Annotated in this window: 2 protein-coding genes; both read left to right on the top strand. The window is 74.0% G+C overall.

The features are described 5' to 3' along the window. The first annotated feature begins 18 nt into the window (after positions 1-18). Positions 19-16,704 (top strand): amino acid adenylation domain-containing protein, encoded by a 16,686-nt coding sequence (locus V6V47_RS01525; RefSeq protein WP_334626089.1) that lies wholly within the window; start codon positions 19-21, stop codon positions 16,702-16,704. Continuing rightward, positions 16,701-16,916 carry an MbtH family protein gene (locus V6V47_RS01520; protein ID WP_334626233.1) on the top strand — a complete coding sequence of 72 codons (216 nt, stop codon included), beginning with the start codon at positions 16,701-16,703 and terminating at the stop codon, positions 16,914-16,916. Before V6V47_RS01525 ends, V6V47_RS01520 begins: the two co-directional genes overlap by 4 nt. Positions 16,917-16,952: the final 36 nt, after the last annotated feature.

Here is a 16,952-nt window from a genome sequence, read left to right as displayed (position 1 = left end):
ACCGGCGCCGATGAACTGGTGCACAGTGACGCTCGCGAAACGCCGTTGGCGACCTGGACCGAGCTCTTCTCGGTTCAGGTCCGCCAGCGGCCGCAGGTGGTGGCCGTGGTCTACGAGGACATCGCCCTCACGTACGCGGAGCTCGACGAGCGGGCCAACCGTCTCGCGCACGCGCTGATCGCCCGGGGCGCCGGGCTGGAACGCGTGGTCGGCCTCTGCCTGCCCCGCTCGGTCGACCTGATCGTCGCCGTCGTGGCGGTGCTCAAGACCGGCGGTGCGTACCTGCCGATCGACCCCGAGTACCCCGCCGAGCGGATCGCCTACCTGCTCGCCGACGCGGCGCCGATCTGCGTGCTCACCACGGCGGAGCTGCAGTCCGTCCTGGAGTCGGACGCCGTACCGCCGCTGGTGCTCCTCGACGCCCCCGCCTTCGCCGGAGAGTTGGCTGGCCGCTCCACGGCCGAGCCGACCGACGCAGAGCGGGGCGGAGCGCTCACCCCGGCCGGCGCGGCTTACGTGATCTACACGTCCGGATCGACCGGGCGCCCGAAGGGCGTCGTCGTGTCGCACTCCGGCGTCACGAAACTGCTCGCCACCGCCACCGAACGACTCGCTGTCGGCCCGCACAGCCGGGTCCTGCAGTTCGCCTCGCCGAGCTTCGACGTGGCGTTCTTCGACCTGTGCCTCGGACTGCTCACCGGTGGGCGGCTGGTCGTCGTACCGGCGGACCGTCGGGTGCCGGGCCCGCCCCTGACCGAGTACGCCCACGCGCACGGCGTGACCTTCATGATCCTGCCGCCCGCGCTGCTCGCCGCGATGCCGGCCGGTTGCGACCTGCCGGCCGGGGCGACCCTGCTGGCCGGAACCGAGCGGGTGTCCGCCGAACTCGTCGCGCGGTGGGCGCCCGGTCGGCCGATGTTCAACGCCTACGGTCCGACCGAGGTGACCGTCAACTCCACCCTTGGCCGGTGCGACCCGGCGACCCCGCCCGGCGCCACCGTGCCGATCGGCGTGGCGGACCCGGACACCCGGTGCCACGTCCTCGACGCCACGCTGCGCCCGACCCCGGTCGGCGCGGTCGGCGAGTTGTACCTGGGTGGACCGGGCCTGGCCCGTGGCTACCTGGGTCGGCCGGCGCTCACCGCGGAGCGCTTCGTCGCCGATCCCTTCGGCCCGGCGGGCGGGCGGATCTACCGCACCGGCGACCTCGTGCGCCAGCGCGAGGACGGGCAGCTCGAGTTCGTCGGTCGCGCCGACAACCAGGTCAAGGTCCGCGGCTACCGGATCGAACCGGGTGAGATCGAGACGGTGATCGGCCAGCACCCGGCGGTCGCCCAGGTGGCCGTCGTGGCGCGCGAGGACCGGCCCGGCGACGTGCGGCTCGCCGCGTACGTGGTGCCGCGCCTGGACGGCCCGTCCGCCGACGTCGCCGGCGAGGTTGCCGCCGATCAGGTCGGGCAGTGGAAGCAGCTGCACGAGTTGTTGTACACCGCGGGCCGTACCGAGTCGTTCGTGGAGAACTTCACCGGCTGGAACAGCAGTTACGACGGGCTGCCGATCCCGGTCGAGCAGATGCGTGAGTGGCGAGCCGCGACCATCGACGCCATCCTCGCGCTGCGCCCGCGCCGGGTGCTGGAGATCGGCGTCGGCAGCGGCCTGCTGCTCTCCCGGATCGCGCCGCAGGTCGAGGCGTACTGGGGCACCGACCTGTCCGAGGAGGCCATCCGCACGCTGCGCGACCAGGTCGCCGGTGTGCCCGAGCTGACCGGCACGGTCGAGCTGTCGGCGCGGCCCGCCGACGACGTGGACGGGCTGCCGGCCGGGTTCTTCGACACCGTCGTGATCAACTCGGTGGCGCAGTACTTCCCCGGCGTCGACTACCTGCTCGACGTCCTCAACAAGGCGGTCGGCCTGCTGGCGCCGGGTGGTGCCGTCTTCCTCGGCGACGTCCGGCACCTGCGGCTCCTCCCGGCGCTGCGGGCCGGTATCGAGGCGCTGCGCCACCCCGACACTGCCGACCCGGCCACCGTCCGGCCCGCGGTACGGCGCGCCGTGCAGTGGGAAGGCGAGCTGCTGGTCGACCCGGACCTGTTCACCGCCGCCCGAGCGGCGCTGCCCGGCGTCGCCTCCGTGCAGGTGCGGGTCAAGCGGGGACGGTTCCACAACGAGCTGACCCGCTACCGCTACGACGTGGTGCTGCGGACCACCGCCGCCGACGAGGCCGCGCCGGCCGACGAGCTGACGTGGCACACGCTCCCCGGCGGACTGGCCGGGCTGGCCACGCGCCTGACCGCGGACGCCTCCCGCCCGGTGCGGGTCACCGGCTTGCCGAACGCCCGACTCACCGCCGACGTCGCGGTGCTGCGTACCCTCGATCCCGGCGCGGACGCCGCAGCCGACGGACCGGCCGTCGACCCGGAGGACCTCTACCGGCTCGCCGACGAGCACGGCTGGCAGGCAGCGGTCACCTGGACCGCGGACGCCCGCGACGGCCGGCTGGACGCCGTCCTCACCCCGCCGGGGGCGCGGCAGCCGCAGGTCTACCGGCCCGGACGTACCGAACCGGACCCGCACCGGTACGCGAACCGCCCGGCACCGTTCCGTGACGTCAACGCGCTGATGACCGCGGTGCGCGCGCACGCGCGGAGCTGGCTGCCCGACTACATGGTGCCGTCCGCGTTGGTGCCGCTGGACCGGTTGCCGATGACGACCGCCGGCAAGCTGGACCGGGCCGCGCTGCCGGTGCCCGACTTCGCCGCGCTGACCACCGGCGGCGCCGCCCGCGACGCCCGCGAGGAGGTGCTCTGCGCGCTGTACGCCGAGGTGCTCGGCCTGCCCGAGGTGGGCGTGGACGACGACTTCTTCGCCCTCGGCGGCGACAGCATCGTCTCCATCCAACTGGTGATCCGGGCCCGGCAGGCCGGCCTGATCGTGACCCCGCGGCAGGTGTTCCAGCACCGTACCGTCGCGGCGCTGGCCCCCTTCGTCACCACGACCACGACCGACGTGGTGGACGACCCGAACGCCGGCGTCGGTGACCTGCCGCTGCTGCCGATCATGGCCTGGCTGGACGAGTGCGGCGGTGAGTTCGACGCGTTCAACCAATGGCTGCTGCTCCGTCTCCCGGCCGGGACCACCGAGGCGAGCCTGGCCCGCACCCTGCGGGCGGTCGTCGACCGGCACGACGTGCTGCGCTCCCGCCTCGTCCGGGCCACCGCCACGACCCCCGGCCGGCTCGTGATCGCGCCGCCCGGCTCGGTCGAGACGGACGGCTGGCTGCACCGGATCGACGCGACCGGCCTGTCGGAGAGCCGCCTACGCGCGCTGGCCGACGACGCCGCGCGGCAGGCGGGCAGCCGACTGGCACCCGAGGCCGGCGTGATGGTCCAGGCAGTCTGGCTGGACACCGGCGCCGGCCGCCCGGGATACCTGGTGCTGGCGGTGCATCACCTGGTCGTCGACGGCGTCTCGTGGCGGATCCTGCTGCCGGACCTCGCCGAGGCGGGCGCCGCCGTCGCGGACGACCGGCCCGTCGCGCTCGCACCGATCGGCACGCCCCTGCGGCGTTGGGCAGAGATCACCACCGCCGACGCGCAGCGCCCGGACCGGATCGCGGAGCTACCACACTGGACCGGTCAACTCGTCGGCCCCGACCCAGGTTTCGGGAAGCGGTCGCTCGACCCGGTCGGCGATCTCGCCACCGTGCGACGGCTCACCCTGCGGCTGCCCGCCGGCCACACGGCGGCGCTGCTGACCAGCGTGCCGGCGGCGTTCCACGCCGGGGTGAACGACGTGCTGCTCACCGCGCTGGCGCTGGCGGTCACCGACTGGCGCCGACGCCGCCAGATCGACACGCCGCCGGTGCTGGTCGCCCTCGAAGGGCACGGCCGCGAGGAGCAGATCCATCCCGAGGTCAGCCTCTCCCGCACGCTCGGCTGGTTCACCAGCATCTTCCCGGTGCGCCTCGACCTCGGCCAGGTCGACGTCGCCCGGGCGCTGGCCGGTGGTCAGGACGCCGGTACCGCCCTGAAGCGGATCAAGGAACAACTGAACGCGGTGCCCGACCACGGCCTCGGGTTCGGCCTGCTGCGCTACCTGAACCCGGAGACCGCCGCCGCCCTCGCCGCGCTGCCCGCCCCGCAGATCAGCTTCAACTACCTGGGCCGGTTCGCGGTCGCCACCAACCAGGACGCCCCGTGGACCCCGGTGCCCGGCGCCGGTGTGCTGGCCGGCGGCTACGACGCCGAGATGCCGGTGGCGCCGTACACGCTGGAGGTCAACGCCTTCACCGAGGACTACCCGGACGGACCCCGGCTCGGGGTGACCTGGGCGTATCCCGACGCGCTGCTCGACGACGCGAGCGTCACCGAGCTGGCCGAGGGCTGGTTCGCCGCGCTCGCCGCGCTGGCCGAGCACGCGACCGCCCCGGGCGCCGGTGGGTACACCCCGTCGGACTTCCCGCTCGTGCCGCTGGAGCAGGACGACATCGACGCGCTGGCGGCCTCGGTGTCGGGCCTCGCCGACGTTCTCCCGCTGACCCCACTCCAGGACGGCTTCTACTTCCACGCCAACGCCGGCGACGCCGACCGGTACGAGGTGCAGCAGCTCGTCACGCTGGACGGGCCGGTGGACGCCGACGCCCTGCGCCGTGCCGTCCAGGCGGTGCTGGACCGGCACGCCCCGCTGCGCGCCGGCTTCTCCGAGCTCGCCGACGGCCGGATCGTCCAGGTCATCGTGGACGGTGTCGAGGTGCCGTGGCGCGTCGTCGACCTGCCGGCGGACGACGCGGACGCGATCGAGCGGGAGCTCGCCGAGCAACGGGCCGCAGGTTTCGACCTCGGCGCACCGCCGCTGCTGCGCTGTCTGCTCGTGCGGCACGCCGAGGACCGGCACACGCTGGTCCTCACCCACCACCACATCGTCACCGACGGTTGGTCGGTGGCGGTGTTCCTGCGCGACCTGTTGGCTGGTTACGCCCCGCACGGCGAACCGCCGCGGCTCGCCGCGGTCACCCCGTACCGTCGGTATCTGGAATGGCTGGGAGGTCGTGACCGGCGCGCGGCCACCGACGCCTGGCGGGCGGCGCTGGCCGGCCTCGACGGCCCGACCCTGCTCGCGGGGCAGGCGCAGGGGAGCGCGCCCGTCCGGCAGGTCGCCGTCGCGCTGCCGGACGCCGTCGCGATCGGCCTGCCGCAGCGGGTCCGGGAGCACGGCCTCACCCTCGGCTCCGCCCTGCACGGCGTCTGGGGGCTGCTGCTCGGTCGGGTGACCGGCCGGCGCGACGTGGCCTTCGGCAGCACCGTCTCCGGCCGGCAGGCCGAGGTAGCCGGGATCGAGTCGATGATCGGTCTGTTCATCAACACCGTGCCGGTCCGGGTGCGGTGGCACCCCGCCGAACCGCTCGTCGACCTGCTGACCCGGCTCGCGGCCGAGCAGGCCGAGCTGCTCGACCACCAGCATCTCGGGCTCGCCGCGATCCAGCGGCTGGCCGGGACCGGGGAGCTGTTCGATTCGCTCGTGGTCCTGGAGAACTACCCCGACCACGCCGGCCTGCGGGACCCGGACGGTTCGCTGAGCGTCACCGACGTCGCCTTCCGTGAGGCCACGCACTACGCGGTCAGCCTGCTGGTGACGCCCGGCCCCCGGCTGGGGCTCACCCTCGAGTACGACGCGGCCCGGGTCGCGCCGACCCTGGTGGAGCAACTGCGCACCGGGCTCGCCCGGCTGCTCGCCGCGTTCGTCGACGCACCGGCCGAGGCGGTGGGCAGGATCGCCCTGCGCGAGGCGACCGTGCCCGCGCTCGCCGGACCACGGCTGGACGACCCGGCAACCACCCTGCCCGCGGCGCTCGCGGCGCAGGCCGTACGGACCCCCGAGGCGCTCGCCGTGCTGGCCGGCGAGCGCACCCTGACCTACCGCGAGTTGGACGACCGGGCCGCTGAACTGGCCGCCCGGCTGGTGGCGCAGGGCGCCGGACCCGAGCGGATCGTCGCCGTGGCGGTGCCGCGTCGGGCGGAACTCGTCGTCGCGCTGGCCGGCGTGCTGACGTCCGGTGCCGCCTACCTGCCGCTCGACCCGGCGCATCCCGCCGAGCGACTCGCGGCGGTACTCGCCGATTCCGGGGCGCGCATCGTGGTCACCACCGCCGAACTGGTCGCCCGACTGCCCCGCCTCGACGGCCTGTCCTACGTGCTGGTCGGGGACCGGCCGGTCGGCCCCGCGCCGACGCCCGCGCCGGTCACCGTGGCGCCGGAGCAGGCCGCGTACCTGATCTACACCTCGGGCTCGACCGGCCGGCCGAAGGGCGTGCTGGTCAGCCATCGGGCGATCGTCAACCAGCTGGAGTGGTCGCAGCGGCAGTTCCAGCTGGGCACCGACGACCGGATGCTGCAGCTCGCCCCGGTGGGCTTCGACACCTCGGTCTGGGAGATCTTCTGGCCGCTGTACGCCGGGGCCGCCGTGGTCCTCCCGCCGCCGGACGCCGCCCAGGACCCCGCCGACCTGGCCGCGCTGGTCCGGCGTCACCGGGTCACCGGCATCACGCTGGTGCCGTCCCTGGTGTCCGCGTTCCTGCTCTCCGACCAGGTGCGTGCCGACGTGGGCTGGGCGGCCACCCTGCGCTGGGTGTCCTGCGGCGGAGAGGCGCTCTCCGGTGACCTGGCGCAGCGGTGGTACGCGGCGACCGGGACCCGGCTGGACAACTTCTACGGGCCGACCGAGACCGCCGTGCAGGTCACCTGGTGGCCCAACGACGGCGCCCACGGCACCGCCGTGCCGATCGGCGGGCCGGTCGGCAACACCCGCCTGTACGTCCTGGACGACTGCCTGCACCCGGTGCCGGTGGACGTGCCCGGCGAGTTGTACGTGGCCGGTGCGCAGCTGGCCCGCGGCTACCACGGCCTGTCCGCCCAGACGGCGCAGCGGTTCGTGGCCGACCCGTTCGGGGCGCCGGGGGAGCGGATGTACCGCACCGGCGACCTGGTGCGCCGCGGCTCCGACGGCACGCTGACCTACGTCGGCCGCGCCGACGACGAGATCAAGGTACGCGGCGCCCGGATCGACCCCGCCGAGATCGAATCCTGGCTGGCCACGCAGCCCGGCGTCGCCGAGGCGGCCGTCGCGGCCCAGGTCACCGATGCTGGCACCACCCGCCTGATCGGCTGTGTCGTCCCGATGCCCGGCGCGCCGCGAGCCGACGGCTCGGCTCTGGTCGCCGCGGCCGGTGCGGCCCTGCCGGCTGCCCTGGTGCCGTCGGCCGTGCTCGTCCTCGACGCGCTGCCACTCACACCGAACGGCAAGATCGACCGCGCGGCGCTCGCCGCCCTGCCGACCGGCACCGACGGTCGCGTCGCTGTCGAAGCCGCTGCGGCTGACGAATCAGCGGTCCTCGACGGTCCTGCTAAGGCGATCACCGACATCTTCGCCGCCGTCCTCGGCCTGTCCGGTGTGGACCCCGATGGCGACTTCTTCGGCCTCGGCGGGGACAGCATCCTCTCTATCGCCGTCTCCAGCCGGGCTCGCCGCCTCGGCCTGCCCATCGGCCCACGCGAGGTGCTCACCCTGCGTACGCCGAGGGCTCTTGCGGCGCACGCAGGGATGGCCGCCCCCGTGGCGGCGGTGCCGGACGAGCCAGCCCCGTCGGACGGTGTGGGCGACGTGCCGCTGCTGCCGATCGTGCACTGGCTGCGGGACACCGCAGCGCCCATCGACCGGTTCACCCTGCCCGTACTCCTGACGCTGCCCGCGTCGGCCGACCTGCCGGGCCTGACCAGGATCCTGCAGACGGTCCTGGACCGGCACGACGGGCTGCGGCTGCGGCTGCGTCGCATCGCCTCGGTGCTGTGGTCCCTCGAGACCACGCCGGTGGGCACCGTCGACGCGGCGGCCCTGATCCGCCGCGTCGACGTGTCGTCGTTGGCCCAGGAGCAGCTCAGCGAGGTGATCGCTGCGGAGGCGGCCGCCGCCACCGATCGGCTCGACCCCGACGAGGGCCTGATGCTGCAGGTCGTCTGGTTCGACGCCGGCGACCTCCCGGGCCGGCTGCTGCTCGTGGCCCACCACCTGGCGGTGGACGGTGTGTCCTGGCGGACCCTCCTGGAGGACCTCGCCTCGGCCGCCGCCGGGACGCCACTGCCCGCCGTCGGCACGTCACTACGCCGGTACGCCCAGGCCGTGCAGGCCCAGGCCCAGACACCGCAACGGCTCGCCGAACTCGAGCACTGGATCCAGGTCCTCGCCCCGGGTGCGGAGCTGCTGCCCGGATCGGTGCCCGGCTCCGCCACCGGGGCCCGGCGGTACACCAGTCGCCTGACCACCACCGAGACCCGTACCCTGCTCACCGCCGTACCCACCGCGCTGCGCGCCGAGATCACCGACGTGCTGCTCGCGGCGCTGCACCGCGGCGTCGCCGGGTGGCGCGGCGCGACCGGGCGCGATGCCGGCGCGGACCTGCTGGTCGAGGTCGAACGGCACGGCCGCGAGGAGTTCGAGCCCGGCCTGGACCTCGCCCGTACGGTCGGCTGGTTCACCGCCGTGCAGCCGGTCCGGCTCGACGGCGACGGCGGCGACCTGGCCGCTCTCGTCGCGCGGACCGGCGAGCGGCTGCGAGCCGCACCGGACGGTGGCCTCGGGTATGGCATGCTGCGCCACCTGAACGCCCAGACCGCGCCGATCCTGGCCCGGTTGGCCGCACCCCAGGTGCTGTTCAACTACTTCGGTCGGTTCCCCGCCGGGACCGGTGAGCCGTGGACCCCGGCGGCGGAGGAGCTGATCACCGAGGTCAACGGTGGACTGGCGCTGGCACACCTGCTCCAGGTCGACGTCGTGTGCGCCGAGACCGACCGCGGTCCGGAGCTCGTCGCGACCTGGACCTGGGCGGACGGGCAGCTCACCGAGGACGACGTCACCACCTTCGCGGACGGCTGGACCGCCGCCCTGCGCGAACTGGCCGACACCACCGGCTCGCAGACCAGCTCCACTCTGCTCGCCCTCACGCCGGACGAGATCGCCCACGTGCGGGACCTCAGCGCCGCGCCGGTCGGCGACATCTGGCCGCTGTCACCGCTGCAGGAGGGCCTGTACTTCCACGCGAGCTACGACGCCGACGCGCTCGACGTCTACACCGGGCAGGACGCCTTCGACCTGGCGTACCGGATCGACGTCGAGCGGCTGCGCCGTGCCGGCGCCGCGTTGCTGGCCCGCAACGACGGAATGCGGGCCGGGTTCACCAGCGATGGACTGAGCCGACCGGTGCAGTTCGTCCCGGACGGCCTCGCGCTGCCGGTCGACGAGATCGACCTCAGTGACCTCGGCGAGGCGGAGTGCGCCGCAGCGGTGGCCGAGGTGCTGGCCGCCGACCGGGGCCGACAGTTCGACCTGGCGAACCCGCCGCTGTGCCGGCTCACCCTGATCCGGCTGCCCGGCAACAAGGACCGGCTGGTGGTCAGCCACCATTTGATCCTCTGGGACGGCTGGTCCGAGGAGCTCTTCGTCGAGCAGTTGTTCACGCTGTACGAACGCGACGGCGACGGCACCGGCCTGCCGCCCGCCGGCTCCTACCGTGACCACCTGGCGTGGCTCGACGGGCAGGACACCGCATCGGCGATCGAGCACTGGCGGGAGGCGCTGAGCGGGCTCACCGAGCCGACGATGGTCGGGCCGGTCGATCGAAGCCTCGCGCCCGCGCTGCCCGAGCGTCACGCGGTCGAGTTGCCGGCGGCGCTCAGCGACCGGCTGCGCGACGCCGCCCGACGGCACGGTCTCACGCTCAACACGGTGTTCAGCGCGGCCTGGGGTCTGGTGCTCGGCGGCTTCGCCGGGCGCGGCGACGTCGTCTTCGGGATGACCGTCGCGGGCCGGCACGGCGACGTGCCCCTGGTCGACAGCATCATCGGGCTGTTCCTCAACACCGTGCCGATCCGGGTGGCACCGGACCCGCGCGAGTCCGTGCTCGACCTGCTGCTCCGCGTACAGGATCAGCGGATCACGTTGATGGAGTTCGACCACCTCGGACTCTCCACCATCCAGCAGGCGGCCGGGCACACCCAGCTCTTCGACACCCTGTACGTGATGCAGAACTTCGTCGACGAGACCGAGTCGGCGGACCTGCAACGCCGGCACGGCATCGAGGCCGTGGACGGCGTCGACGCGACCCACTACCCGCTGACCCTCGTCGTCACCCCCGGCAACCGGTTCCGGGTGGCACTCGACCACCGGCCGGAGGTCGTCGACGGTCCGGCCGCGCGGTCGCTGCTGGACCGCCTCGCCGACGTACTCGACCGGATGGCGACGAGCCCGGACCGGCCGGTCGGCACGCTCAATTCGCTCACCGCGGACGAGTGGGACGCGCTGCGCGAGGACTGGGACCACACCCGGCGCCCGGTCGGCGCCGACACCGTCGCCGATCTGCTCGCCGACCAGGCCGCCCGGACCCCGGCAGCGGTGGCGCTGGTGGCGGGGGCACAGCAGTTGACGTACGCGCAGCTCGACGATCGGGTCAACCGCCTCGCCCGGCTGCTGCTGGCCCGGGGCGCCGGGCCGGAGACCGTCGTGGCGCTGGCGTTGCCCCGGACCCTGGACATGGTGGCCGCGCTGTTCGCGGTGCTGCGCACCGGCGCGGCGTACCTGCCGTTGGAGTTGGACCTGCCGGCCGAACGGCTCGGGCTGCTGCTCGCCGACACCGAGCCGTTGTGCGTGCTGACCGTCGCCTCGGTCACCCCGCTGCTGCCGCCGACGGCCGCTCCGGCGGTGGTGCTGGACGCGCCGGAGGTGCGCACGGAACTCGACGCGCTCGCCGGCGGGCCGCTCGCGGACAGCGAGACGCCCACGTTCCGGCGAGGCGACGCGCGTCGCCTCGAACACCCGGCGTACATCATCTACACGTCGGGGTCGACCGGCCGGCCCAAGGGTGTGGTCACCCCGTACCGAGGGCTGACCAACATGCAGCTCAACCACCGGGAGGCGATCTTCGGCCCGGTGGTGGCCGCGGCCGGACGGCGGCTGCGCATCGCCCACACCGTCTCGTTCGCCTTCGACATGTCCTGGGAGGAGCTGCTCTGGCTCGTCGAGGGCCACGAGGTGCACGTCTGCGACGAGCAACTGCGACGCGACGCCTCGGCGCTGGTCGCGTACTGCGACGCCCACCTGATCGACGTGGTCAACGTGACCCCGACGTACGCCCACCACCTGATCGAGCAGGGGTTGCTCGAGTCGGGACCAGGCCGGCACCGCCCACCGCTGGTGCTGCTCGGCGGTGAGGCCGTACCCGAGCAGGTCTGGAGCAGGCTGCGCGACACCGACGGCGTGACCGGCTACAACCTGTACGGCCCGACCGAGTACACGATCAACACCCTCGGTGGCGGGACCGAGGACAGCGCCACCCCGACGGTCGGCACGGCCATCTGGAACACCCGCGCGTACGTCCTCGACGAGTTCCTGCGCCCCGCGGTCCCGGGCGCGCCCGGTGAGCTGTACATCGCCGGGATCGGGCTGGCTCGCGGCTACCACCGGCAGACCGGGCTGACCGCCGAGCGGTTCGTCGCCGACCCGTACGGCGAGCCGGGGGAGCGGATGTACCGGACCGGTGACCTCGTCCGGCAACGTCCGGACGGCAATCTGGACTTCCTCGGCCGCACCGACGACCAGGTGAAGATCCGCGGTTACCGGGTGGAGTTGGGCGAGGTGGAGGCCGCCATCAGCGGACATCCGCTGGTCGCCCACGCCGCCGTGGTGACCGACGACGCGGCCGTCGACGGGGTGAAGCGCCTCGCCGGCTACCTGGTTCGCGGCCCGCAGTGGTCCGCGCCGGACGACGAGGGCGTGCTGCGTCAGGTGCGTACGTACCTGAAGGAGCGCCTGCCGGACTACATGGTGCCGGCGGCCCTGGTCGCGGTGGACCGGCTGCCACTCACCGTCAACGGCAAGCTCGACGTCCGGGCACTGCCCGCCGTGACCGTGCAGACCTCGGCGGCCAGCCGGCCACCCGAGACGCCGGCCCAGTCGGCGCTCTGCGAGATCTACGCCGACTTGCTCGGCCTGCCGGGCGTCGGTGTCGACGACAGCTTCTTCGACCTCGGCGGGCACTCGCTGCTGGCGATCCGCCTGGTCAGCCGTGCCCGTACGGCGCTCGGCGCGGAGTTGTCCATCCGCGACCTCTTCGAGGCACCGACCGTGGCCGAACTCGCCGCCCGGATCAACCGCACAGCGGGCGGTGCCGCGCCGCGGCCGCCACTGCGACCCACCGAGCGGCCGGAGCGGCTGCCCCTGTCGTTCGCGCAGCGCCGCCTCTGGGTCCTCGACCGGATGCAGGGGCCGTCGGCCGCGTACAACTTCCCCCTGACGCTGCGGCTGCGCGGCCCGCTGGACATCGGTGTCCTGCACGACGCGCTGCACGCGGTGGTCGGGCGGCACGAGACGCTGCGTACCGTCATCGAGTCGGCCGACGGCGAGCCCTACCAGCGGATCCTGGCGGCCGATCAGGCTCGCCCGCCGCTGGACGTGGTGGACGGCACCGACGTGCCCGGCGCCGTGGCGACGGCGGCGGCCCGCCCGTTCGACCTGACCGCCGACCTGCCGCTGCGGGCCACCGTCGTCCGGGTGGGAGCGGACGAGCACGTCCTCGTCCTGCTCCTGCACCACATCGTCACCGACGAGTGGTCGGACGGCCCGTTCCTCGCCGACCTCTCCACCGCGTACGCGGCGCTGCTGGCCGGCCGGGAGCCGCAGTGGACGCCGCTGCCCGTGCAGTACGCCGACTATGCCCTGTGGCAGCGGGCTCTTCTCGGTGAGCCGGACCGACCGACCGACCTCGCCGCCGAGCAGTACGCCTACTGGCGGACCACCCTGGACGGAGCACCGGAGGAACTGCCCCTGCCGCTCGACCGGCCCCGGCCCGCCGAGGCGGGCGCGGACGGCGACGAGGTCACCGTCGAGCTGCCCCCCGCCGTGGTCCGTGGGCTGCGCCGGCTCGCGGCCGACGCCGGTGCCAGCCCGTTCATGGTCGCGCACGCCCTGACCGCCGCACTGCTGCACCGGGTCGGGGCGGGCGACGACATCCCCCTCGGCGCGCCGATCGCCGGGCGTACCGAGGAGGCCCTGCACGACCTCGTCGGCTTCTTCGTGAACACGCTGGTGCTGCGCACCGACCTGACCGGCGAGCCGAGCTTCACCGACCTGCTCGCCCGGGTCCGGGACAACGACCTCGCCGCGTTCTCCCACCAGGACGTGCCGTTCGAGGCGGTCGTGGAGGTCGTCAACCCACCCCGGTCGCTGTCCCGGCACCCGCTGTTCCAGGTGATGGTCGTGCACCGCAACCACGTGCCCGACGCGTTCACGCTGGACGGGCTCGAGGTCGAGGACGAGCCGCTGGCCGCCGGTACGGCCCGCTTCGACCTCGTGGTCGAGCTGGCCGAGCAGGGCGGCGACGCCGTGACCTGCCGGCTCACGTACCGGACCGAGCTGTTCGACGCCTCGACCGTGCGGTTGCTGGCCCGGCGCCTCGTTGCGCTCGCCACCGCCGCGGTCGCCGACCCGACCGCACCGGTGGGCGGGCTCGACGTGCTGGTCGACGACGAACGGGAACGGGTACTGCGGGAGTTCAACGCCACGTCCCGTCCAGTCGCCGAGCTGACGCTGCCCGCGGCGTTCGCCGCACGGGTCGCCGAGAACCCGGACGCGATCGCCGTGGTCGACGGCGACCGCGCGTTGAGCTACGCCGAACTCGCCGACCGGGCCCGGCGGCTGGCCCGCACGCTGGCCGCCCAAGGGGTACGCCCCGAGAGCGTCGTCGCCGTGGCGACGCCCCGGTCGCTGGAGACCATCGTGGCCGTGCTCGGCGTGCTCGAACTCGGTGCCGCGTTCCTGCCGCTCGACCTGGAGCATCCGTCCGACCGGCTGGCGTTCATGCTGACCGATTCGCGGACACGGCACGTGCTCACCACGAGCGTGGTCGCCGACCGGCTGCCCGAAGCCGACGGCGTCACCCGACTGCTGGTCGACGTCGACGACCCCGCGCCCGACGGGTGGACCGGGCCGCTCCCGGCGCCGCCGGACAGGCTCGACCATGCCGCGTACATCATCTACACCTCCGGCTCCACCGGCCGGCCCAAGGGCGTCACCGTCACGCACGAGGGAATCGGCAGTCTGGTCGCCACCGCCGTCGACCCGATGGGGGTGACGGCGCAGAGCGGAATCCTGCAGTTCGCCTCGATCGGCTTCGACGTGTTCGCGTTCGAGCTGTCGATGGCGTTGTGCACCGGGGCGCGGCTGGTGATCGCACCCGACGAGGCACGGACGCCCGGCCCAGGGCTGACGCGGCTGCTGAGCGCGTACGCGGTCAGCCACGCGATCCTGCCGCCGTCGCTGGTGGCCGCGCTCCCGCCGGGCTGTGAACTGCCGGCCGGGCTCACCGTGCTGGTCGGCACCGAGCAGGTGCCGCCCGAGGTGATCGCGCGGTGGGCGGCGACGTTGCGGTTGTTCGTCGCGTACGGCCTCACCGAGGCGACGGTGAACTCGACGCTCTGGCGGGCCGAGGCGGACTGGTCCGGTGCGGTGCCGATCGGCCGGCCGGACCCGAACACCGTCGCGTACGTCCTCGACCGCCGCCTGCGTCCGGTACCGCCCGGCGCGGTCGGCGAGCTGTACATCGCCGGGCGAGGGCTGGCCCGCGGCTACCTGGGCCGTCCGGCGCTGACCGCCCAACGGTTCGTCGCCGACCCGTACGGCCCTCCGGGCGCTCGCATGTACCGGACCGGCGACCGGGCGCGGTGGCGCGCCGACGGCCTGATCGACTTCCTCGGCCGGGTCGACGACCAGGTGAAGATCCGCGGTCACCGGATCGAACCCGCCGAGGTCGAGGTGGCGCTGACCGCCCACCCCGACGTGGCGCAGGCGGTCGTCGTCGTTGACGGGGCCGGTGACGCCACGCGGCTCGTCGGGTACGTCGTCGCCGCGACCGGCACGGTCGATCCCACCGCCGTGCGCGACGACCTGGCCGCCCGGCTGCCCAGCTACCTGGTGCCGGCGTTGATCGTCGCGGTGGACGGTGCGTTGCCGCGCACCCCGAACGGCAAGGTGGACCGGAGGGCGCTGCCCGCACCGGACTGGACGGCGCTGGTCGGCGACGCGACACCGATCACCGACGTGCAGGCCCGCCTGGCGGACCTGTTCGCCGACATCCTCGGGCTGCCCCGGGTCGGCGTGGACGACAACTTCTTCGCTCTCGGCGGGCACTCGATGTCGTGCATGCGCCTCATCGGCCGGGTGCGGTCCGTGTTCGGTGCCGAGCTGGCCGTACGGGACGTGTTCGACACGCCGACCGTGGCCGGACTTGCCCGGCTGGTCGACCGCACGGACGACGGCATCGCGACGCCGACGCTGGTCGCCCGCCGGCCGGAGGAAGATCCCGACGGCCGGGCCGCACCGGTGCAGCGGCACCTGTGGCAGGCGCACGAGGCAGCGGCGCCGCACGGTGGCTGGGACCTCGCCTTCGCGTTCTCCGGCACCGACCTGGACGCGGCCGCGTTCGCGGCGGCTCTGGACGACGTGGTCGACCGGCACGCGCCGCTGCGGACCGGCTACCGGTGGATCGACGGCGAGGTGTGGCGCACCGACGTCGGTCGCCCGGCGCTGGAGCGCCTCGACGCGACCGGCGAGCCGCTCGACGCCCAGCTCGCCGCGCTCAGCCGGGAACCGGTCGACCTGACCGGCCGCTCTCCGCTGCGGGCACGGCTGCTCACCGACGGCACCGGCGCCGAGGCGGTGCTGCTCACGCTGCACCACCTCGGGGTGGACGAGTGGTCCGTGGTGCCGCTGATCCGCGACCTCGCCGCCGCGTACGAGGCCCGGTGCGTGGGGCGGGCTCCGGAGTGGACGCCGCTGCCGGTCGACTACGCCGACTACACCCGGTGGGCGTACGCGCTGCTCGGCGACCCGGCGGACCCGGTCGGCCGGCACGCGCGTCAGCTCGACCAGTGGCGCGCGTCCCTGGCCGGGATGCCGAGCCGGATCGAGCTGGCCGGTGCCCGGCCGCAGTCCGCAGCCGCCCCCACCAACCGCAGCGGTCTGGTGTCGGTGGTGCTCGACGTGGCCGTGCACCGGGCGGTGGACGAGCTGGCCCGGCGCACCGGCACCAGCATGTTCATGGTCTTCCATGCCGCGCTGGCGGCGTTGCTGACCCGCCGGGGCGCCGGCACCGACCTGCCGCTCGGTGCGCTGGTCGCCGGCCGGACCGAACCGGTCCTCGCCGACCTGGTGGGTTGCTTCCTCAACACCGTGGTGTTGCGGACCGACACCGCGGGCGACCCGACCTTCGCCGAGCTGCTGGCCCGGGTCCGGGAGACCGACCTCGGGGCTCTGGACCGGCAGGACCTGCCGTTCGACGCGCTGCTGGCGGCCGTCGACGGGCTGGTGCCGCCGTCGGTGATGATCGTGCACCACGAGGAGGCCCGGCTCGCCCAGGTCGGCGGTGCGGGCGTACGGATCGAGTCGGTGAGCACCGGCGCGCTCCGCGCCGACCTGACGCTCAGCTTCTACGAGCCGGCCGACGACCGCCCGGTGCACTGCGACGTGGAGTACGCCGCTGACCTGTTCGACCACGCGACCATCGCCGATTTCGGCGAGCGGTTCCGGCGGCTGTTGACGGCCGCCCTGGCCAGCCCCGACCGACGCCTGTCCGACCTGTACGACAATGCCGAGAGGACGATCTGATGACCAACCCCTTCGAGGACCCGGACGGCCGGTACACGGTGCTGGTCAACGACGAGGACCAGCACTCGCTGTGGCCGTCGTTCGTCGACGTGCCGGCCGGCTGGACCGTCGTGTACGGCGAGGACTCGCGGGCCGCGTGCCTGGACTACGTCGAACGCACCTGGACCGACCTGCGGCCGCGCAGCCTCCGGGAGAAGATGGCCGCGGGCTGACCACGGTATGTGGACGCCGGCCTCCAGCAACCGGCC

Source organism: Micromonospora sp. CPCC 205539, assembly GCF_036906815.1.
GTDB lineage: Bacteria > Actinomycetota > Actinomycetes > Mycobacteriales > Micromonosporaceae > Micromonospora.
This window is presented reverse-complemented; position numbering and strand designations above follow the sequence as displayed.